Origin of the sequence: Bradyrhizobium sp. SZCCHNS30572 (assembly GCF_032484415.1) — a bacterium.
Classification (GTDB): Bacteria; Pseudomonadota; Alphaproteobacteria; order Rhizobiales; family Xanthobacteraceae; genus Bradyrhizobium.
In genome coordinates, this window is sequence record NZ_JAUESY010000008.1 from 167,286 (window position 1) to 189,337 (window position 22,052).

The 22,052-nt window shown below is 66.8% G+C and carries 16 protein-coding genes; 4 read left to right on the forward strand and 12 right to left on the reverse strand.

The window, feature by feature from the left end; translation table 11 throughout:
* The first annotated feature begins 121 nt into the window (after positions 1-121).
* Positions 122-1,723 (forward strand): NAD(P)/FAD-dependent oxidoreductase, encoded by a 1,602-nt coding sequence (locus tag QX048_RS23305; protein ID WP_316191434.1) that lies wholly within the window; start codon positions 122-124, stop codon positions 1,721-1,723.
* A 175-nt stretch (positions 1,724-1,898) separates the two neighbouring features.
* Here the strand turns inward: QX048_RS23305 and QX048_RS23310 are convergent, their stop codons facing one another.
* The gene (locus QX048_RS23310; RefSeq protein ID WP_315713419.1) at positions 1,899-2,063 is read right to left on the reverse strand and encodes a Flp family type IVb pilin; all 165 of its coding nucleotides are present in this window, start codon (positions 2,061-2,063) and stop codon (positions 1,899-1,901) included.
* Between the two features lie 267 nt (positions 2,064-2,330).
* Between QX048_RS23310 and QX048_RS23315 the strand changes: the two genes are divergently transcribed.
* Positions 2,331-3,227, forward strand: coding sequence for a 50S ribosomal protein L11 methyltransferase (locus QX048_RS23315; protein WP_316191435.1), 897 nt, complete (start codon positions 2,331-2,333; stop codon positions 3,225-3,227).
* 56 nt (positions 3,228-3,283) lie between these two features.
* Here QX048_RS23315 and QX048_RS23320 read toward each other — a convergent pair whose 3' ends face one another.
* The gene (locus QX048_RS23320; protein WP_315713421.1) at positions 3,284-3,466 is read right to left on the reverse strand and encodes a hypothetical protein; all 183 of its coding nucleotides are present in this window, start codon (positions 3,464-3,466) and stop codon (positions 3,284-3,286) included.
* Positions 3,467-3,709: 243 nt separating this feature from the next.
* Between QX048_RS23320 and QX048_RS23325 the strand changes: the two genes are divergently transcribed.
* The gene (locus QX048_RS23325; RefSeq protein WP_316191436.1) at positions 3,710-5,533 is read left to right on the forward strand and encodes an aminopeptidase P family protein; all 1,824 of its coding nucleotides are present in this window, start codon (positions 3,710-3,712) and stop codon (positions 5,531-5,533) included.
* A 120-nt stretch (positions 5,534-5,653) separates the two neighbouring features.
* Entirely contained in the window at positions 5,654-6,931 is a 1,278-nt protein-coding gene (locus QX048_RS23330; RefSeq protein WP_316191437.1) for a multidrug effflux MFS transporter, read from the forward strand.
* A gap of 192 nt (positions 6,932-7,123) precedes the next feature.
* Here the strand turns inward: QX048_RS23330 and ligA are convergent, their stop codons facing one another.
* From ligA to murC, 10 genes are all read right to left on the reverse strand, one after another.
* Complete coding sequence (ligA, locus tag QX048_RS23335; RefSeq protein WP_315713424.1) at positions 7,124-9,271, reverse strand: NAD-dependent DNA ligase LigA; 2,148 nt, start codon at positions 9,269-9,271, stop codon at positions 7,124-7,126.
* Between the two features lie 107 nt (positions 9,272-9,378).
* Positions 9,379-11,052 carry a DNA repair protein RecN gene (gene recN, locus QX048_RS23340; protein WP_315713425.1) on the reverse strand — a complete coding sequence of 558 codons (1,674 nt, stop codon included), beginning with the start codon at positions 11,050-11,052 and terminating at the stop codon, positions 9,379-9,381.
* 125 nt (positions 11,053-11,177) lie between these two features.
* Positions 11,178-12,068 (reverse strand): outer membrane protein assembly factor BamD, encoded by an 891-nt coding sequence (locus tag QX048_RS23345; protein WP_315713426.1) that lies wholly within the window; start codon positions 12,066-12,068, stop codon positions 11,178-11,180.
* Positions 12,069-12,459: 391 nt separating this feature from the next.
* Positions 12,460-13,419 carry a UDP-3-O-acyl-N-acetylglucosamine deacetylase gene (lpxC, locus tag QX048_RS23350; protein ID WP_315713427.1) on the reverse strand — a complete coding sequence of 320 codons (960 nt, stop codon included), beginning with the start codon at positions 13,417-13,419 and terminating at the stop codon, positions 12,460-12,462.
* Between the two features lie 346 nt (positions 13,420-13,765).
* Entirely contained in the window at positions 13,766-15,604 is a 1,839-nt protein-coding gene (gene ftsZ / locus QX048_RS23355) for a cell division protein FtsZ (RefSeq protein WP_316200734.1), read from the reverse strand.
* Between the two features lie 90 nt (positions 15,605-15,694).
* Complete coding sequence (gene ftsA, locus QX048_RS23360; RefSeq protein ID WP_315713429.1) at positions 15,695-17,014, reverse strand: cell division protein FtsA; 1,320 nt, start codon at positions 17,012-17,014, stop codon at positions 15,695-15,697.
* Positions 17,011-18,060: a cell division protein FtsQ/DivIB gene (locus QX048_RS23365; RefSeq protein ID WP_315825272.1), complete on the reverse strand. Its 1,050-nt coding sequence runs from the start codon at positions 18,058-18,060 to the stop codon at positions 17,011-17,013. Before QX048_RS23365 ends, ftsA begins: the two co-directional genes overlap by 4 nt.
* A 288-nt stretch (positions 18,061-18,348) precedes the next feature.
* Complete coding sequence (locus QX048_RS23370; RefSeq protein ID WP_315752434.1) at positions 18,349-19,350, reverse strand: D-alanine--D-alanine ligase; 1,002 nt, start codon at positions 19,348-19,350, stop codon at positions 18,349-18,351.
* A gap of 70 nt (positions 19,351-19,420) precedes the next feature.
* Complete coding sequence (gene murB, locus QX048_RS23375; protein ID WP_315825273.1) at positions 19,421-20,344, reverse strand: UDP-N-acetylmuramate dehydrogenase; 924 nt, start codon at positions 20,342-20,344, stop codon at positions 19,421-19,423.
* A 202-nt stretch (positions 20,345-20,546) separates the two neighbouring features.
* Positions 20,547-21,950, reverse strand: coding sequence for a UDP-N-acetylmuramate--L-alanine ligase (murC, locus tag QX048_RS23380; protein WP_315825274.1), 1,404 nt, complete (start codon positions 21,948-21,950; stop codon positions 20,547-20,549).
* Positions 21,951-22,052 lie beyond the last annotated feature (102 nt).

The window sequence follows — 22,052 nt, forward strand, 5'->3', positions numbered from 1 at the left end:
GGGCGGTATGGCGAGCAGCTGAGGCAAAATGGAGTTTTCCTTGACGTCGCAGCCTTCCGGCGCGACAGCACCAGCCGAGGTTCCCGGTGCGGGCCATTAAACAGGACTTCTTGAAGCTGACATGAATGAAACCGACGTCATCATCATCGGCGCGGGCCACAACGGCCTGACCTGTGCGGCCTATCTCGCCATGGCGGGCCTGCGCGTGCATGTGGTCGAGCGTCGCAAGGTGGTCGGCGGCGCTGCGGTGACCGAGGAGTTTCATCCGGGCTTCCGCAACTCCGTCGCGTCCTACACGGTGAGCCTGCTCAATCCGCGCGTCATCTCCGACCTGAAGCTGCACGAGCACGGGCTCGAGATCGTCGAGCGCCGGGCACAGAACTTCCTGCCCTCGCCGGACGGTCGCCATCTGCTGACGGGCGAGGGCCGCACGCTGGCTTCGGTTGCGCGGCTGAGCCAGCGCGACGCCGACGCGATCGGCCCGTTCTCGGCCCGGCTCGAGGCGATCGCGGATGTGCTGCGCAGCCTCGTGCTGCGGGCGCCACCGAATCTGGTCGCCCAGTTCGGGCTGTCGGCGATCCGCGAGGCGTTCAACGCGCTCGGCACCGCCAACACCCTGCGCGCACTGTCGCTGGAGCAGCAGCGCGACCTGCTCGACCTTTTCACGCGCTCGGCCGGCGAGATGCTCGACGAGATCTTCGAGACCGACCTGGTGAAGGCGCTGTTCGGCTTCGATGCCATCGTCGGCAACTATGCCAGCCCCTACGCTGCCGGCTCGGCCTATGTGATGCTGCATCACGCCTTCGGCGAGGTGAACGGCAAGAAGGGCGTCTGGGGCCATGCGATCGGCGGGATGGGCGCGATCACGCAGGCGATGGCCGGGTGCCTGAAAGAGCTGGGAACGCTGGTCGAGGTCGAGGCCGGCGTGCGCGAGGTGATCGTCGAGCGCGACCGCGCGGTCGGCATCGTGCTCGAGGATGGCCGCACCATCCGCGCCCGCCATGTCGTCGCCAACGTGAACCCGAAGCTGCTGTATACGCGCCTGGTGCCGGCCGGTGCCGTGCCCGAGCCGTTCCTGAGCCGCATCCGGAACTGGCGCTGCGGTTCGGGCACGTTCCGCATGAACGTGGCGCTCGACCGGCTGCCCTCGTTCAGCGCGCTGCCGGGCGAAGGCGACCATCTGTCCGCGGGAATCATCCTTGGCCCGAGCCTCGGCTACATGGACCAGGCCTATCTCGACGCGCGGGCGCATGGCTGGAGCCGCGATCCCGTGGTCGAACTGCTGATCCCCTCCACGCTCGACCCGACGCTGGCTCCCGCGGGCCGGCACGTCGCCAGCCTGTTCTGCCAGCATGTCGCGCCCGAGCTGCCGGACGGCCGCTCCTGGGACAATCATCGCGACGAGGTCGCCGACCTCATGATCGCGACCGTCGACCGCTATGCGCCGGGCTTTGCGGCCAGCGTGCTCGGCCGGCAGGTGCTGTCACCGCTCGACCTCGAACGCCAGTTCGGGCTGATCGGTGGCGACATCTTCCACGGTGCGCTGACCTTGAACCAGTTGTTCTCGGCCCGCCCCATGCTCGGTCACGCCGACTATCGCTCGCCGCTGAAGGGGCTCTACCATTGCGGCTCGGGCAGCCACCCCGGTGGCGGCGTCACCGGCGCCCCCGGCCACAATGCGGCCCAGGCGATCCTGGCGGACCATCGCGCTTTGTTCGGCTGAGGATAAGGGGTGGAAAGGCGCGGCACACCCGTGTGGACAAGCGGTGGATCAACCGCCAAAGAAGCAGTGCACGGCCCTGTGGATATGCTGTGGACCCGGCGTTCGATACGCCCTCTCAAGAGCAGAAAAACCGGGCGCTGAGACCCGGTTCTTCGAGGACGCCGCGGCGGGCGGATTACTTCAGCGACGTGTTGATCGATTCGAACTTGCTGCTGAGCGAGCTGCCCAGGCCGTTGACGGCGGCAATGATCGCCAGCGAGATGCCCGCTGCAATCAGGCCGTATTCGATGGCTGTGGCGCCGGATTCATCACGCAAGAACTTCGACAGAATGGACTTCATCTGAACCTCGTTTCCCAACCCAGGAACCGAGGATCATCCGGTTCCCATGACGGGAAAATTAGGGGCCAGGACCCTAAAGTCGGGATAATGCCCCCAGTTCAAGTTGCAGAGATTCTTCGCTGCAATTGAACCTCAACTTTTATTCGGATCAGGAAAGGCATTATACAACCGCCGGATGCGCAGATCCGGCCAGATTGCGGTCCTATCGCTTGCGTTGGCAGGCAATTCCCTTAACCACGCCGTCAAATCTCGCCAGGATCCACCTTGATGACCTCAACGACCACGCCCGCCACCCACAAGGCCAGCTTCACGGTTGCCGATGAAGCGACCGCCCGCCCGGCGGTCGACGTCCTGACCGAGGTGTTCTTCGAGGGCGACGCGGCGGTGGCGGCGTTCGAGCGTCCGGACGGGCGCTGGGACGTCACGGTTCATTTTGCCGACCCGCCCGACCAGGCGCTGGTGCGCGAGTTGGTCGGCGGGGCGGCAGGCTCCGACGTGGCCCAGACCCTGGCGTTCGAGGTCGTCGAGGCCAAGGACTGGGTCAAGGCCAGCCTGGACGACCTCGTTCCGGTGCCGGCCGGCCGCTTCATGGTCCATGGCAGCCATGACCGGCAGCGGGTGCCCGGCAACAAGCTCGGGATCGAGATCGAGGCGGCGCTCGCCTTCGGCACCGGCCACCACGGCACCACCCGCGGCTGCCTGCTGCTGCTCGATCACGTGCTCAAGGCGCGCGCGCCGCGACGGGTGCTCGACCTCGGCACCGGAACCGGCGTGCTCGCCATCGCCGCCGCCAAGGCGACGCACCGGTCCGTGCTGGCGAGCGACATCGATGCGCCCTCGGTCATGGTGGCGCGGGAGAACGCCCAGCTCAACGGCGCAGGCCCCCTGGTCCGGGTCATCCGCGCCACCGGCTTCGCCGCCCCGGACTTTGCCCGGTGCGGCCCGTTCGACCTGGTGCTGGCGAATATCCTGGCCAACCCGCTGCGCCAGCTGGCCGCGCCGATGCTGCGCCACCTCGCGCCTGGAGCCTTCGTGATCCTGTCGGGCCTGTTGACCCCGCAGGCACGCGCCGTCCGCGCCGCCTATCGTGCTCGCGGCCTGGTTCCGATCCGGCATTTGAGAATCGAGGGGTGGAGCAGCCTGTTGCTGCAGAAGCAGCAGTAAGGCGGATCAGCTCGCGGCGTGGATCGAACCTGCACGCTGGTGCGGCAAGCTCGCGACTACGTCTTCGGCTGGCTCTGCTGGGAGGTGGAGTCGGACTGATTACGCGAGGCACGTCGACCGCGCGGCGCAACGAGACGATTGACGAGATCGGCCAGCGCGCTGCGCGGCTTCTCGGCCGGTGCGGACGCCGGTCCGCTTGGCGCGGGCGCCGATAGTTTTTCGAAGGTAAAAGCAGGCATCGTGCATCCCCTCGCCGTTGAGTTGAGGCACTCCCCGGATCATGCGACCGACCGTGGATGATCTTTACGATCGCGGTCGTCACGTCCATACGTTTCCTCGCCGCACCTCTTTCGGATGACTGGCATGCGACAGCAAATCTTTTTGCACAGGCGAATGCAAGGAGATTCTTCGTGCACTGCACTGTCGGCTGAAGGAGTATTCGTCGCCGACGCGGCAGGATCCACTTCTAAAGTATGAGACCGATGTTCGAAGCTCTGTTCCAGACGTTCGAAGAACCCGAAACCGGAGTGGCGCTGACCGCGCGGCTGGCCGCGCTCCGCGAAGAGCTGGCCAGGCGCAAGCTCACCGGATTCATCGTGCCTCGGGCCGACCAGCAGCAGAACGAATATGTGCCGCCATCGGAGGAAAGGCTGGCATGGCTGACCGGCTTCACCGGCTCGGCCGGCCTCGCGATCGTGCTGCCGCAGGCAGCCGCGATATTCGTCGACGGCCGCTATACGCTGCAGGCCGGCAAGCAGGTCGACGGCAAGGCCTGGATGGTGGAATCGCTGATCGAGCCGCCGCCCGAGAGTTGGCTGACGCGACACCTGCAGAGCGGTGACCGCGTCGGCTTCGATCCGTGGCTGCATACGACGGCCGCGGCCGAACGCCTGGCCGCCGCTTGCGCCAAGGCGGGCGCGGAGCTGGTGCCGGTCGAGCGCAACCCGGTCGACAGCATCTGGACCGAACGGCCGCTGCCGCCGCTCGGCGCCGTCTCCATCCACGGCGCGGAATTGTCCGGCGAGAGCGAGGCGGACAAGCTCGGCCGGATCCGCCAGGAGATCGAGCGCCTCGGGGTCGAGGCGCTGGTGCTGTCCGATTCCCACAACGTCGCCTGGACCTTCAACATCCGCGGCGCCGACGTCTCGCACACGCCGCTGCCGCTGTCCTATGCGCTGGTGCCCAAGGCCGGACGTCCGACGATCTTCATCGATTCCCGCAAGCTCTCGAACCTGACGCGCGATCATCTCGAGCAGAGCGCTGATGTGGCGGAGCCGGACACGCTGACACTGCGCCTGAGCGAGCTCGCACAATCCGGCGCAGCCGTCGCGCTCGACAGCGCCACGGCCGCCGATGCCCTGACGCGGCTGATCCAGGGCGCCGGCGGCAAGGCGGTGCGCGGCGCCGATCCGGTCAGCCTGCTCAAGGCCGCCAAGAACGCGGTGGAGATCGACGGCACGCGGCGCGCCCATCAGCGCGATGCGGTGGCGCTGGCGCGCTTTCTCGCCTTCATCGATCGCGAGGCGCCGAAGGGCACGTTGACCGAGATCGATGCGGTCGAGGCGCTGGAGAGCTTTCGCCGCGACACCGGCGCACTCAGGGACGTCTCGTTCCCGACCATCTCGGGCACCGGTCCCAACGGCGCCATCGTGCATTATCGCGTCACCCGCAAGAGCAACCGCCGCATCATGCCGGGTGATCTGCTGCTGATCGATTCCGGCGCGCAATATCAGGACGGCACCACTGACGTCACCCGCACGATCGCCGTGGGCGCGCCGACCGAGGAGATGCGCGACCGCTTCACCCGCGTGCTGCGCGGCCACCTCGCGATCGCACGCGCGATCTTCCCCGACGGCACCACCGGTGCGCAGCTCGACACCCTGGCGCGGCAGTTCCTGTGGCAGGCGGGCATCGATTTCGAGCACGGCACCGGCCACGGCGTCGGCAGCTATCTGTCCGTGCACGAGGGGCCCGCGCGCATCTCGAAGCTCGGCACGGCGCCACTGAAGCGCGGCATGATCCTGTCCAACGAGCCCGGCTACTACAAGACCGACGCCTTCGGCATCCGCATCGAGAACCTTGAGCTCGTTGTGGCGAAGGACGTCGCGGGCGCGGAGAAGCCGATGAACGGCTTCGAGGCGCTGACCCTGGCGCCGATCGACCGCCGCCTGATCGATGTCGTCATGCTGACCGCCGAGGAACGGGCATGGCTCGACGCCTATCATGCCCGGGTCAGGGAAACCGTCCGTGCAGCGCTCGACGACAGCGACCAGCGCTGGCTCGATCAGGCGACTGCGCCACTGTAGTCATCCGGACTGTCCAGCTACGAACTGTCCCGCTGCCCGCATGGGCGCATGCCGAAACAGGCATTTCCGCGAAGCGGAAGGCCGCTACAGTCAGGGCGTTCACCCGATTTGAGCGGCACCATGCATGGAATGATCAGCAGACCGCCCGGGGCGGCGCCACCGCGCGCCGTCCCCTCGCGCACCGTGCTGGTCCTCCTGGTCGTGATGACCGGGCTGGCGCCGATCTCGCTATACCTGCTGGTGCCGGCCCTGCCGCTGCTCGCGACCACGTTCGGGCGCGACGCCTCCGTGGTGCAGATGACGGTGTCGTTCTACATGGCCGGCATCGCGATCTCGCAGCTGCTGCTCGGGCCGCTGTCGGACCGCTTCGGCCGCCGCCCCGTGATGCTCGCAGGGCTCGTGCTGTCGATCGTCGCGAGCGTCAGCTGCATCTTCGCCGACACCCTGCCCCAGCTGATCGCGGCGCGCTTCTTCCAGGCGCTCGGCGGCGCCAGCGGCATGGTGATCAGCCGCGCCATCATCCGCGATCTCTATCCGCGCGAGCGCATCGGGGCGATGATCAGCCTCGTCGTCGCGGTCATGATGATCGCGCAGATGCTGTCGCCGCTGACCGGCGGCCTGATCGAGATCGCGTTCGGCTGGCACGCCATCTTCTACGTCGTCGCCGCGCTGTCGATCGTGATCGCGATCGCCGTGACCATGGCGCTGCCGGAGACCCGCCCTGCCCGCGTCGAAGACGCGAGCTTCAGCCGCGACGTCGCCATGCTGGTGAAGAGCCGCGCCTTCCTCGGCTACATGCTGTGCCAGGTGCTGGCCTCGCAGATCATCTTCGCCTTCGCCGGCGGCGGGCCGTATATCGTCGAGGTGCAGATGGGCCGCTCCTCGGCGGAGTATGGCGCGTGGTTTGCGACCACGGGCTTCGCCTATTTCGTCGGCAACCTGTTCTGCGTGCGCTACGCGCCGCGCCATTCGCTCGATCGGCTGATCTGGTTCGGATTGGGACTGCAGCTCACCAGCGCCGCGCTGAACTTCACCTGGAGCCTGTTCGGCGTCAACCAGGTGCCTTCGGTGCTGTTCGGCACGCAGATGCTGCTGATGTTCGCCAATGCCGCCGTGATGGCGAACTCCGCCGCCGGCGCCATCAGCGTCCGGCCGGGCGCGGCGGGCACCGCCTCCGGCGCGATGGGCTTCCTGCAGATGGGCGTGGGCGCGCTGACGTCGCAGCTCGGCGCCTGGCTCGGCGGCCATTTCAGCAGCACGCTGCCGCTGACGTCAGCGATGCTCACCCTGTCCCTCGCCTGCGCCTGCAGCATGATCTTCCTGGTTCCGCGCACGCAGATGAAGGTGACGAAGGAGCTGATCGAGACGGCGGAAGAGGACGAAGCCGGGGTAATGTGAGGGAGGTGCGTGAGCGACTGCACGACCGCGCGTCACTGTCGGCGTCATACCCGCGCAGGCGGGTATCCAGCAGGCCGAGGCGTCCCGGCTCCATGACAAATGCCTCTGGAATACTGGATCATCCGCTTTCGCGGATGATGACAACTGTTGGTGTCGCATCCAGCGTCTGTCGCAACCAACACCGCGGAGCAGCTACTCCCCGATCAGCTGCAGCCACTCGTCCTCGGTGAGCACCTGCACGCCGTGCTTCTGCGCGTCCTTCAGCTTTGATCCCGCGCCGGGACCGGCGACGACGTAGTCCGTCTTCTTCGACACCGAGCCCGAGACTTTCGCGCCGAGCCGCTCGGCGGTCGCCTTGGCTTCATCGCGCGTCATCTTTTCCAGCGTGCCGGTGAACACCACGGTCTTGGTCGCGATCGGCGAATTGCGCTTCGGCTTCTCCGCGTCGAGGATCTTCACCTCTTTCGTCAGCCGCTCGACGATGCCGCGATTATGGTCCTCGCCGAAATAGGCGGCGACGCTCTTGATCACGGTGTCGCCGATCTGGTCGAGCGCATCCATCTCCGCGATCGCCTCCTCGTCGCCGTTGGCGACCTTGAGACAGGCTTCGTGGAACGCATCCCAGGAGCCGTAGCCCCGCGCCAACGCCAGCGCCGTGGTCTCGCCGACATGGCGCATGCCGAGCGCAAAGATGAAGCGCTCCAGCGCGATCTCGCGCCGGGCGTCGATGGCATTGAAGAGATTGCGCACCGAGGTCTCGCCATAGCCCTCAATCTCCTCGAGCTTCAGCTTGGCGTTGCGCGCGGCCAGCGTGAAGATGTCGGCGGGCTCCTTGACCCAGCCCTGGTCGAAGAAGAATTGGATCTGCTTCTCGCCCAGGCCGTCGATGTCGAAAGCGCGGCGCGAGGCGAACAGCTTGAGGTGCTCGATCTTCTGGAACGGACAGGCGAACTCGCCGGTGCAGCGGGCGCGCGAGCCCTCCTCGCCGGTCGCAATCTCCTCCCGCACGACGTCGGTATGCAGCGGGCACGGGCACGTCTTGGGGAAATGGAATTCCTTGGCGTTCTTCGGCCGCTTGTCGATCAGGACGTCGACCACCTGTGGGATGACGTCGCCAGCGCGCTGGATCACGACGGTGTCGCCGATCCGGATGTCGCGGCCCTCGCGCAGAACCTCGCCCTTGTTGCCGATCCCCTTGATGTAGTCCTCATTGTGCAGCGTCACGTTCTGCACGATGACGCCGCCGACTCCGACCGGCTCAAGCTTGCCGACCGGCGTGAACGAGCCGGTGCGGCCGACCTGGATCTCGATGTCCTTGAGCACGGTCATGGCGCGCTCGGCCGGAAACTTGTGCGCGATGCCCCAACGCGGCGTGCGTGACACGAAGCCGAGCCGCTCCTGCCAGTCGATGCGGTCGACCTTGTAGACGACGCCGTCGATGTCGTAGTCGAGCTCGGCACGCTGTTCCTCGATGTGGCGATGGAACGCGATCAGTTCCTCCACCGAGTGGCAGAGCCTGGTGAGCGGATTGGTCGTGAAGCCGCAGCGTTCGAACCATTTGATCATGCCGCTCTGCGTCTCCGCCGGCATCGCGCTCATTTCGCCCCAGGCATAGGCGAAGAAGCCGAGGGGACGCGAGGCGGTGATGGCCGGATCCTTCTGCCGCAGCGAGCCTGCGGCGGAGTTGCGCGGGTTGGCGAAGATGGTGTCGCCCGCTTCCTTCTGGCGCTCGTTGAGCGCGAGGAAGGCCTGCTTGGTCATGTAGACCTCGCCGCGCACTTCGCAGATGTCGGGCAGGTTGCGGCCGTGCAGCTTGTGCGGCACGTCCTTCAGGGTGCGGATGTTGGCGGTGACGTCCTCCCCCTCGGCGCCGTCGCCACGCGTCGCGGCGGTGACCAGCTCGCCGCCCTCGTAGCGCAGCGACATCGACAGCCCGTCGATCTTCGGCTCGGCCGAAAAATCGATGCGATCGTCGGCAAGCTTGAGGAAGCGCGCAATGCGGCCGACGAAGTCGCGCACGTCCTCCTCGGCGAAGGCGTTGTCGAGCGACAGCATCGGCACCGCGTGCCGCACTTTCTTGAACCGGCCGGAGGGCGCGGCACCGACCTTCTGCGACGGAGACTCGCTGCTGACGAGCTCGGGGAAACGCTTCTCGATCGCATTGAAGCGGCGACGCAGCTCGTCATAGGCGGCGTCCGAGATCTTCGGCGCGTCATCCTGATAATAGAGCCTGTCGTGGGTCTCGAGCTCCAGCGCCAGCCGTTTCCATTCCACCTTGGCCTGGGCCTTGGTGAGATCGGCAACGTCGACGGGCTGCTTCGGTTTTGCTGTCTTGGGCATGCGTATGATCTGCTCGTCGTTGCGGGACGGCCCGGAGGCCGTTCCGAAACGACGGTGTACACAATGCGCACGCCGGAGCCAAAGCGTTCGGCCCGCTCCGTTTCCAGCTACGCCGCCGCAGCCTCCAGCAGCCGGTCGGCGGCGGCGCGGGCTTCGGCGGTGACCTCGGCGCCGGCCAGCATGCGGGCGATCTCCTCGCGGCGGTGCAGGGTGGCGAGCGTGTTGACCCGGGTGACGACACGCTTGCCGCGATCCAGCGCATCCTTGGAAATCAGGAGATGCTGGTCCGCCCTGGCCGCGACCTGCGGCGCATGGGTCACGGCCATCACCTGAACCCCGTGCGCGAGCCGCGCCAGCCGGGCGCCGATGGCATCCGCGACCGCGCCGCCAACGCCCGTGTCGATCTCGTCGAACACCAAGGTCGGCGCCGAGCCGCGGTCGGACAGCACGACCTTGAGCGCCAGCAGGAACCGCGACAGCTCGCCGCCCGAGGCGACCTTCATCATCGGGCCCGGCCGCGTGCCCGGATTGGTCTGGACCCAGAACTCGACACGGTCGATGCCCTCCGGCCCCGGCGCCTCGGCGTCGCTGTCGACCTGGGTCATGAACTTGGCGCGCTCCAGCTTGAGCGGGGCGAGTTCGGCATGGACGGCCCGGTTCAGCTTCTCCGCTGACTTGGTCCGCGCCGCCGACAGCTTGGCCGCCGCCGCGGCATAGCGCGCATCGGCTGTTGCCGCCGCCGCCTCCAGCTTCTTCAACTGCTCGGCGCCGGCATCGATCAGGACGACATCCGCGGCATATTTGGCAGCCAAGGCCGCCAGCCCATCCACCGGCGTCGAATATTTGCGTGCAGCCGCGCGCAGCGCGAACAGCCGCTCCTCGATGCGCTCCAGCTCCAGCGGATCGAAATCGGTGGCCGCGAGCGCCACCGTCAGATGCTGATCGGCCTCCTCCAGGGCGTTGATCGCCGAATCGATCGCCTTCACCGCCGGATCGACCAGCGCGGGCGAGCTGACCGCGCGTCGCTCCAGCCGGCGAACGGCCGCGGCCAGCGCGGCGATCGGCGACTGGTTGCCGCTGACCGCATCCTGCGCGTCGCGCAGATCGCCTGCGATCTTCTCGCCCTGCATCATGGCCGTGCGGCGGGCGGCGAGCTGCGTCTCCTCGCCCTCCTTCGGCGCCAGCTTCTTCAGCTCGTCCGAGGCATGCCGCAGATAGTCGGCCTCGCGGGCCGCGCGCTCCATGCCCGCCCGGTGCTCGTCGAGCGCCGTGACCGCGGTCCGGCGGGCCGCCCAGAGGGCCTCGACCGCGGCGACGTCCTTCTCCAGGCCCGCAAAGGCATCCAGCAGCCGGCGGTGGGTGGCGGCATCGACCAGCGCACGTTCATCATGCTGGCCATGGATCTCGACCAGGGTGGCGCCGATCGCTTTCAGCGTCTGCACGCTGACCGACTGGTCGTTGATGAAGGCGCGGGTGCGGCCGTCGCCGAACTGGACGCGGCGCAGGATCATCTCGCCATTGGCATCCAGGCCGTTGGCGGCGAGGATCCTGGCCGCGGGATGATCCTTGCCGATCTCGAACACGGCCGTGACCTGCCCCTGGTCGGCCCCGTGGCGCACCAGGCTGGCGTCGCCGCGACCGCCGAGCGCGAGAGCGAAGGCGTCCAGCAGGATCGACTTGCCGGCACCGGTCTCGCCGGTCAGCACCGCAAGTCCATGGGAGAATTCGAGATCGAGTCGTTCGATCAGGACGATGTCACGGATCGACAGTCGCGCCAGCATGGAACCGAAGTCCTTCGTAACGGGGCGGAACGCCCCTGAGCGAACGACTCGATGCTAGCAGCAAATAGAGAACAAAACAAGAATATAGAACAAAGCCAGATCAAACGAGCGATCCGGCCGATTGCTCAGCCCAGGCCGAGCTTCTTGAAGGCGCGCGAGATGTAGGAGCCCTTGTTCTCCTCGGGCTCGACGCCGCCCGACTTCACGAGATTGTAGGCGTCCTTGTACCACTTGCTGTCGGGGAAATTGTGCCCGAGCACGGCCGCCGCGGTCTGGGCCTCGCCGACGATGCCGATCGTCATGTAGGCCTCGGTCAGGCGATACAGCGCTTCCTCGACGTGCCGCGTGGTCTGATACTGCGTCACCACCGCCTTGAAGCGGTTGATGGCGGCCGTGTAGTCGCGCTTCTGCATGTAATAGCGGCCGACATCCATTTCCTTGCCGGCGAGCTGGTCGCGGGCGCCCTCCATCTTGGCCTTGGCATTGGTGGCGTATTCGGAGGTCGGATATTTACGCACCACCTCTTCGAGGGAGGCGATGGCCTTCTCGGTCCGGCCCTGGTCGCGGCTGATGTCCGGGATCTGGTCGTAATGCGAGGCAGCAATCAGGTATTGCGCATAGGCCGCGTCCGGGCTGCCCGGGTGCAGGGTCACGTAGCGGGTGGCGGCGCCGATGCAGCCATCGTAGTCGCCGGCCTGATAGGAGGCGTAGGCCGACATCAGCAGCGATTTGCGGGCCCAGTCGGAATAAGGATGCTGGCGGTCGACCTCCTCGAACTTCTTGGTCGCGCCTTTGACGTCCTTCTTCTCGTTCATCAGGTACAAGCCCTCATTGTAGAGCTTGTCCGCGGGCTCATCGACGAAGGTATCGTCCTTGGCGAGGAACTTGTCCCAGAGTCCGCCGGTGCCGCAGCCGCTCAACGGCAGCGCCAGCAGGATCAGCGACGCGGCGAGCCGGAGCCGGCCGATGCTTGCTGCGGGATGACGGAGGTCGCGCGTGAGACGCTGTATCGACATGCTTCTTTGGAACCCGATGCCTGTGATCTGATCTACGCCGTGCACCATGAAGGTCGCTTCATGACCGCGAAGGAAGAGCCCCGCCAGTGGCACGCATCACGCGGCCCCGGCCTCTCTAGCCGAAAACACTTCATCAACCAACCGCATAGGAAGCCAATCCGCCCGGATTAAGGCAACACCGAGGCTGCCGCCACGCATCATGGTTACCGCTGAAGAAGCCGTTGGAAAACATCGAAATGCCGATGATCCAGCCACGGAGAAGACGTGGCCAGTAACAAACATTGACAAAAAAGCAGCCGGAAAAAACCAAACGAAGTCGAAAGCAAAGCTCCCGGCAATGTCGCGCGTCGCGCAACCCCGTCGACGGATCAGCCGAGCGGCAGGACGGCGCTCAGGACACGTCCGGGCCGTAGGCCGGCGCGACCATGCCACCGACCATGCCGCCAACGACCTCCGCGGCCACGCGGGGACGCCGCACGGTCTCGCCTTCGACGATCCGCCAAGCCGTGCGATCCGCCATCAGAGCAGTCAGCACCGCATGGTTGAGCTTGTGACCGCCACGGACCGACCGATAGGTTCCGAGCATCGGCAAGCCGGCCAGCGCCAGATCGCCGATTGCATCCAGCACCTTGTGGCGGGCGCATTCGTCGGCGTAGCGCAGACCTTCGGGATTGAGCAGCCGGTCCTCGTCGAACACAAGCGTGTTGTCGAAGGACGAACCGAGCGCGAAGCCGGCGCTCCACAGCCGCGACACGTCGCTCATGCAGCCGAAGGTGCGGGCGCGGGCGATCTCGCGGCGGAAGCGCTCGGGGCTGAGCTCGAAATGATAGGCTTGGCGGCCGATCACGGGGTTGGTGAAATCGATTTCGGCTTCGACCCAGAAGCCGGAGCTGTTGGGACGCAGCTCGCCCGTGGAGGCGCCGATGGTCACCTGGACCGGCTTGAGCACCTGAATGTAGCGCCGCGGAGCCGACTGATTGACGATCCCGGCCTGGTCGATGGCAGCGACGAACGGTGCCGCACTGCCATCCATGATCGGAACCTCGGGACCATCGACCTCGATCAGCGCATTGTCGACACCCATGCCGCGCAGCGCGGCGAGAACATGCTCGGCGGTGGACACCAGCGGACCGTTGCGGTCACCGAGCACCGTCGCCAACTCGGTGGCGATCACCGAGCCGAAGGACGCCTGGACCTCGCGGTCGGCGCCATCGAGGCCGGTGCGGAGGAACACGATCCCCGCATCGATCGGCGCAGGCCCGATCGTCAGGCTGACAGGCGCGCCAGAGTGGACGCCTACACCGGTGACGGTGGCTTGCGAACGAAGCGTTGTTTGCCGGCTGAATTTCATCGACGATCGCCCAAGACCCCGCCTGATCCCTCGTCAGCCCGCCCCTCGCGAACCGACTCACTTTCAGGCATCCCCAAGTCACGGCAGAACTTAACGAGAGCCCCAAAGAGCGCCAACTCACGCTTCTTTACGGATTGTTACCCCATCTCTGCCGTATTCGCGCCAACCCTTAACCAAACTGGAACGAGGCCTTAACCCTCCCGGTTCCCGATCTAAACACCGAAAGAATAATTAATCATTTAAAATCAGTTAGTTGAACGGCAATCACGGAGCCCCGGCGGCCCATGGAAAAGGCCCGGCTCTCGCGAGCCGGGCCTGTTCAGCACCATCAGGGCTGTAACAATTCTCAGGTTGCCTGCCGGCGGAGGAAGGCCGGGATATCCAAATGGTCGTCTCCCTGTGGCGCCGGGGACACAGGCGCAGGACGGCCATGGACGTCCAGACCCTGCGGCGCGGGACGGCGGGCATATTCCGAGACAGGCGATTCGTGGCTCGCAACCTGCTGAGCAACGTTCCGCTGCGGCTTACGTTCCGGCAGGGGCGGCATCTGCGGCATGGCAGGACCCGCGGTCCGCACCGGCAGCGGCGGCTCGGCGTCCTCGTCCCGGCGGCCGAGACCGACATTGGCGAGACGCTGCAGCAGCGACATTCGGGTCTTCTGCGGATGCTCGTCGCCCTCGTCGCCCCTCGCCTGACGGATCTCGGCCTGGGCCGGCATCGGCAGGTCCTCGAACTTGGGCATGCGCGGCGCGCGGACCGGAACCCGCTCAGCGGCCTGGGGAATGAAGGTCTCGGGCGGGGCCGCCGGCTCGATCGGAGCCGCGCGCTGCACCTCGGGCTCCGGGAACAGGGACGGCTTCTGCGCAATCGGGCGGACCGTCACGTCGCCATAAGAGGCTGCCGGCGCCGGGGCAGCCGAGGGCGCGGGCTCGCTTGCCATTGCGGCTGCAACGGCGGCCAGCGTGTCGCGCTCGAGATTCGGCGCCGGACGCGGCGCAGGCGCCATCGGCGCGGGCGCCGCGGCGGCGACGGCCGGAGCCTGCGACGCCTGCTGCTCGAGCTTGGCGGCGCGTTCAGCCAGGCGCTGATTGTCGGCGCGCAGGCGCGCAGTCAGATCGGCGAGGCGGCTTTCAGGGAGACCCGCGGCAGCGGTCGGGGCGGCGGCAATCGGAGCGACAGCCGCCGCCGGCTGTGAGGTCGTGACGTTCCGGTTGAACTGCGCCTGCTCGATGCCGGTCGCGACCACCGAGACCCGAATCAGCCCGTCGAGCGATTCGTCGAAGGTGGCGCCGACGATGATGTTGGCGTCCTGGTCGACCTCCTCGCGGATACGGGTCGCAGCTTCGTCGACCTCGAACAGCGTGAGATCCTTGCCGCCGGTGATCGAGATCAGGAGGCCGCGCGCGCCCTTCATCGACGAATCGTCGATCAGCGGGTTGGCGATGGCGGCTTCGGCGGCAGTGAGCGCGCGCTTGTCGCCGGAGGCTTCGCCGGTGCCCATCATCGCCTTGCCCATCTCACGCATAACAGCGCGGACGTCGGCGAAGTCGAGGTTGATCAGGCCTTCCTTGACCATCAGGTCGGTGATGCAGGCGACGCCGGAATAGAGCACCTGGTCGGCCATCGCGAAGGCGTCGGCGAAGGTGGTCTTCTCGTTGGCGACCCGGAACAGGTTCTGGTTCGGGATGATCAGCAGCGTGTCGACGACCTTGTGCAGCTCGGAGATGCCCGACTCCGCGGTGCGCATGCGGCGCGCGCCCTCGAAGTGGAACGGCTTGGTGACGACGCCCACGGTGAGAATGTTCATCTCGCGCGCGGTCTTGGCAATGACCGGAGCTGCACCGGTGCCCGTTCCGCCACCCATGCCGGCGGTCACGAACACCATGTTGGCGCCCGAGAGATGATCGCGGATCTCGTCGATCACCTCCTGCGCGGCGGCGGCGCCGACGTCCGGCTGCGAGCCGGCGCCGAGGCCTTGGGTCACCTGCGTGCCCATCTGGATGATGCGCTGAGCCTTGGACATGGTCAGCGCCTGCGCGTCGGTATTGGCGACCACGAAGTCCACCCCCTGCAGGCCGGCCGTGATCATGTTGTTGACGGCGTTGCCGCCCGCGCCGCCGACACCGAACACGGTGATCCGGGGCTTCAGCTCGTGGATATCAGGAGGGGTAATAGTGAGTGCCATGATTGCCTCTCGATCACGCGCGGGTGGGTTCGCCCCGGCCGCCGGCCGCGGTTGGTGTTGTTGAAAATCGCATGGGGTGGAAACCGGTCATCAGAAGCCCTCGCGTAGCCATCGTCCGACCTTTCCGAAGTAGCCGTCGGTTCCTGTCCCGACCTGCCGCGTATGCCGCGGTTCGACGTGTTCCAGGTGCGCGTATTGCGGATAGACCAGAAGCCCGGTGGGCACCGCGAAGGCGGCGTTCTTGGCCTCGTTGGGGAGACGGCCGAAACCGAGCGGACGGCCGACGCGCACCGGGCGGTCGAGGATCCGGGTCGCAAGCTCGACCAGCCCCGTCAGCTGGGAGGCGCCTCCGCTAAGGACGACGCGCGCCTTGGGTTCTGCCGCAAAGGGCGAATCCTTCAGCCGGTCGCGGACCATTTCAAAAATCTCCTCTGCGCGGTGCCTGACGATGTTCGCGATGGTGGCGCGGGACACGATCTGCGGAACATCCCGCTCGTTGTCACCGGCCGTCGGAACAGACATCAACTCACGCGCGTCGGACCCGCCAGTCAGCACCGTGCCATATAACGTCTTGATTCGCTCGGCATCTGCAATGCACGCTGATAGTCCGCGCGCAAGATCCATGGTCACGTGATGCCCGCCGAGCGCAAAACCGGAGGCATGGACGAAGCGGCCGCCGGAATAGATCGCGATCGTCGTGGTGCCGGCCCCCATTTCGACCACCGCCGCGCCGAGATCGGCCTCGTCGTCGGTCAGCACCGACAACCCGGCAACATACGGGCTTGCCGCCATGGCCTCGACGTTGAGATGGCAACGCTCCACCACGAGCATCAGGTTCTTGGCCACGGTGGCGTCGGTCGTGACCACGTTCATGTCGACGCCGAACTGCCGCGCCAGCATGCCGCGGGGGTCGCGGATGCCCTTCACGCCATCGAGCGTGTAGCCGACGGGCAAGGCATGCAGCACCGCGCGCCCGTCGCCGGTGGCGTGGTGCATGCCGGTTGAGGTCACGCGGCTGACATCGGCCTGGGTCACGGCGCCGCCGCGAATGTCCGAAGTGGCCTCGATCAGATGGCCCATGACGCGGCCGCCGGCGACCGGCAGCAGCACGGACTCGACCCGCACCTTGGCCATGCGCTCGGCAAGCGCGACCGCCTGCCGCACGGCCTGCTCGCATTCGACGGGATCGACGACGGCGCCCGCCTTGACGCCGCGCGACTGGATCTGGCTGTAGCCGATCAGCTCGACCGTGTGGGTGCGGCCGCGCAGCGCGTCGCTGGGCGGCGCCGGCTTCAGCCGCGCGATCATGCAGGCGATCTTGCTGGTGCCGACATCGAGAGAGGCCACAAGCGCGGTGCGCTTCTGGCCCATCGGGCGCGTCTTCGGAGTCTGGCGATCGAAGCCGGTCATGCGTCACCGGCCTTCTTCTTGGACTTCTTGTCCTTGAACAGCTCGTCGTGCGCCTTCGCTGCGTCCTCGGACAGTTGCACCGTCAGCCGGTCCGACAGCCGCAAGTCGATGGCGACGATGTCGCGCGAGAACAGCTTGTCGTCCTGGTCGAGCTGGGTCAGGGTCGCGAGCGCATTACCGACATCGTGCTCGGGCAGGCGAATATCGAGGCCGTCCTTGGTCCGCAGGTTCCAGCGACGCTCGCCGACGAACACGGCGGCCTTGGTGACCGCGCGCACCTGCGGGTAGCGGGCGAGCAGCGCCAGGAAATCACGCGCCCGGCTTTCGGCTCCCTTGCCGACCACGAGCGGCAGGGTCAGGAAACGGCGCGAGACATATTGCTCGAGCACGGCGCCGTCCTCGGCGATGACCGAGAGGCGGCCCTCCTGCTGCCAGAGCGCGAACGCCTTGCGCTCGACGACGTCGATCTGGAGCTGGTTCGGAAAGAACTTCTGCACCGTGGCGTCGGCGATCCAGGGGTTGGCCTTGAGCCTGTCGCGCACGGCGGCGGCATCGAGGAACAGCAACGAGGAGCGGCCGGTGACGCCGCCGACGGCGAGGATCTCGTCCTGGGTGAGCTGCTTACGGCCATTGATCGCCACGGCCGTGATGCGGAAGCCGGCCGCATTGGCCAGGGCATTGCGGGTGTCGGACAGGGCCGCGCTGACGTCCTGGGCGTGGCCGCCCTTGACGATGCCGAGCCAGACGCTGCCGAACAAGAGCACCACGGTCGCCACGGTGCCGAGCCGGCGCGGCAAATAGCGCTCGACGAGTTCGACCACGCGCGGCGGCGCCTCGCGCTCGACCATCGGCGCGCGCGCGGCCTGCATCGACGCCAGATCTCTTCGGCTCGACCGCCTGCCTTGCTTCGTGCCGCCGTGCGCGAAGCGGATACGCGGAAGGCGGGCCGAGACATACTCGCGCAGCAGGATTGCCGCGCCAAGGGCAGCGGCTTTCAGGTTCGCTTGAGGCCTCTGCGATCGAGCGAGGCGTCCTGCACCATCCATTGCACGAGCTCATCAAACTGTTGCGCCCGCAGATACTCGCGGACCCACGCCTGCGCTCCCGGCCGGCCGGAGGCTGGTGACGTCGCGATGCGTGACGTCACGACCCGGCAGCCGAGCACCACTGAGGCGCCAGCGTTAACCTTCGGACGTCCTGGTAAACAAAAAGTAAAATCGGTCCGGAGAGACGAATTTTTTCTCCGATTTATGAGGACCTTGCCCGGAATTCTTAAGCATTTTACGGGTTACAGGAACCACCGGGAGACGCCGGGCCGGGTTCCTGCGGGGCGTCTACCGAACGCCGGATCGACGGCTGCGCCCCTCCGCCAAGGCGATCTGCTGATTGAGGAAATCGACAAAAGCGATCCCCTGCGCCGCGAGCGCCTTGGGATACAGCGAGGCCGCGGTCAGCCCGGGCAGCGTATTGGTCTCGAGATAAACGGGACCATTGGCCGAGACGATGAAGTCGGTCCGCGAATAGCCGCCGCAGGACAGCGCGCGATGCGCCTTGATCGCCTCCGTCTGCAGCGCGGCCGTCACCTCCGGACTGAAGCGGCCGGGACAGATCTCCTTCGTCGCCGCGGCGAGGTACTTCGCGAAATAGTTGAAGGCGCCGTCGGCGGGGAGGATCTCGATCGGCGGCAGCGCGATCAGCGAGCCGTCTACCTGTTCGAGCACGCCGCAGGTGGCTTCCGTTCCGGTGACGAACGGCTCGATCAGATACTCCTCGGTCGCGGCCGCCGCTTTGACGGCAACGAGGTCCTGGCTGGCGTTGACGAAGATCAGCCCAAAACTCGATCCGTCCTTCACCGGCTTGGCGATCAGCCGGCCGTAGCGCGCCAGCGCCGCTTCGGCGTCATCGAACGCGACGCCCTCGGCCGCTGTGACCCCGCCGAGCACGGCGAAGCGCTTGGCGGCAACCTTGTCGAAGGCGAGGTGCGAGGCGGCCGAGCTCGAGCCGGTGAACGGCACGCCGCGAAGCTCGCACATCAGTTGAAGCTCGCCATTCTCCGCCCGGCCGCCGTGGAGACCGAGCACCAGAACCCGATCCTCGGCCCTGGCGCGATCGAGCGCCTCGGCGAGCGTGCCGATACTCTCACCATCGGCGGTGAACGGCTCCTCGAACGGCTTGGCATGAGCCGTGAGCGCCGGGCCGCTCGCCTGATGCACCGTGTCGTCGGCCTCCCAGAACCAGAGGTCAGCCTCGGGCAGCGCGGCATGCAGCGCTTTGGCGCTGGCGACCGAGACGAGGCGCTCCTTGTTGGAGCCGCCGAACAAAATCGTGGTGCGCATCAATGTCTTCTCGGTTGATCTCACAACCGCAGTCGCGATTGCGCTGACGTCACTTGAGCAGGCGGGGCGATCAGCTCGCCTTGACTCCGATCCGCTTGATTTCCCACTGCAACTCGATGCCCGAACTCGCCTTGACCCGCTCGCGCACGGTCTCGCCAAGAGTCTCGATGTCGTCAGCGGTGGCGTTGCCGGTGTTGATGAGGAAGTTGCAGTGCATTTCTGAAACCTGGGCGCCGCCGACCTTGAGACCGCGGCAGCCTGCGGCATCGACCAGCTTCCAGGCGGAATGTCCCGGCGGATTCTTGAAGGTCGAGCCGCCGGTCTTCTCGCGGATCGGCTGCGCCGTCTCACGATGCGCCTGCACCTCGGCCATGCGCGCCCGGATCGCCTCAGGCGCCGACGGCGTGCCGCGGAAGCGCGCTACCGTGAAGATCAGCGACGGATCGACGCCGCTCGCGCGATAGGTGAACTTCATCTCGGCATTGTCGAAGCGGTGCGTCTTGCCATGGCGGTCAATCGCGATCGCCTCGACCAGGATGTCCTTTGTCTCGCCGCCATTGGCGCCGGCATTCATCCGCAGCGCGCCGCCGATCGTGCCAGGAATACCGAACAGGAATTCCAGGCCCGCGAGATTGGCCGACGCCGCGATCTCGGCGACGCGCTTGTCGAGCGCGGCGGTGCCGGCGGTCACGATGTCGCCCTCCGCCTTGACCTCGCCGAACGCGCGCGGCGCCAGCCGGATCACGACGCCCGGCACGCCGCCGTCGCGCACGATCAGGTTGGAGCCGACGCCGATGACGTAGAGCGGCAGATCACTGGACAGGTTCTTGAGGAAGTAGGCGAGGTCGTCAGCATCCGCCGGCGTGAACAGCACCTGCGCCGGTCCGCCGACGCGAAACCAGGTGAGAGGCGCGAGACTCTCGTTGGCGAGGAGCCGCCCGCGCAGCTCCGGCATTGCGGCTTTGAGCTCGGGCGTAATGTCGGGGAAACTCACGCGGCTGCTCTCACATCGTGCGCCGACATCGTCAGGGTCGGCACGCACTCTCCGTTCCCTCCCCCCTTGTGGGGGAGGGTCAGGGAGGGGGGTGAGCCCCAGGCGCCGGCGCTCGTGGTCCCCCCCTCTCCACCTCTCCCCCACAAGGGGGGAGAGAGCAGAGTATGCCGCGTAGCTGCCAGCTCGCCCAACGACACAGCCCTCATCCCAGCGCCTTCAACTCACCGGGCAGCGCGTAGGCCCATTGCGTGATGTTGCCGGCACCGAGGCACACGACCAGGTCACCGGGCTTGGCGAGACCCTTGACGATGCCGGCGAGATCGGCGGCCTTCGGCAGCGGCACCACGTCGCGATGGCCGTGGGCGCGCAGGCCCAGAACGAAGTGATCGCGATCGATGCCCTCGATCGGCGCCTCGCCGGCCGGATAGACGTCGGCAACGACGACCGCATCGGCGTCGTTGAAGCAGGTGCAGAACTCCTCGAACAGCGATTGCAGCCGGGTGTAGCGATGCGGCTGCACCACGGCGAAGACCTTGCCATTGGTGGATTCGCGCGCCGCCTTCAGTACCGCCGCGATCTCGACCGGATGGTGACCGTAGTCATCGATCACGGTGACGCCATTCCACTCGCCGGTGCGGGTGAAGCGGCGCTTGACGCCGCCGAAGCCGGCAATCGCCTTGCGGATGGCCTCGTCGGACAGGCCGAGCTCGCGCGCGACCGCGATCGCCGCCGTTGCGTTCGAGGCATTGTGCCGGCCTGGCATCGGCAGCGCGATGTCGGCAATCTCGTGCGTCTCACCGCTCTTGCGGTCGCGGAACACGACCTTGAACGACGAGCCGCCGCCCATCGGCGCGAGGTCGACAAGGCGGACATCGGCTTGCGGGTTCACACCGTAGGTGATGATGCGGCGGTCCTCGATCTTTCCGACCAGCGTTTGCACCACCGGATGATCGATGCACATCACGGCGAAGCCGTAGAACGGCACGTTCTCGACGAAGGCGCGGAAGGCGTCCTGCACGGCCTCGAAGGTCTTGAAGTGATCGAGATGCTCGGGATCGACATTGGTGACGATCGCGACATCCGCCGGCAGCTTCAGGAAGGTGCCGTCGCTCTCGTCGGCCTCGACCACCATCCATTCGCCGGCGCCAAGCCGCGCGTTGGTGCCATAGGCATTGATGATGCCGCCATTGATGACGGTCGGATCGAGACCGCCGGCATCGAGCAGCGCCGCGACCATCGATGTCGTCGTGGTCTTGCCATGGGTGCCGGCGATGGCGACGCAGCTCTTCAGCCGCATCAGCTCGGCCAGCATCTCGGCACGCCGGACGACGGGAATGCGCTGGGCGCGCGCCGCCATCAGCTCGGGATTGTCGCGCTTGATGGCGGTCGAGACGACGACGACGTCGGCACCCGCGACGTTCTCGGCCTTGTGGCCGACGCTGACGGTGATGCCCTTCTCGCGCAGGCGTGCGACGTTCGCATTGTCCGAGGCGTCCGAGCCCTGCACCGTATAGCCGAGATTGCACAGCACCTCGGCGATGCCGCTCATGCCGATGCCGCCGATCCCGACGAAGTGGATGGGTCCGATCTCGCGCGGCAGTCTCATGGGGGCATCTCGTCTCAAGGGTTCCGGGCGCCCGGCGGGAGGGAGCGGCCGCGAATCATCAGCTCTTCTTGCAAGACATGACCGACCTGGACAAGTCCGGCC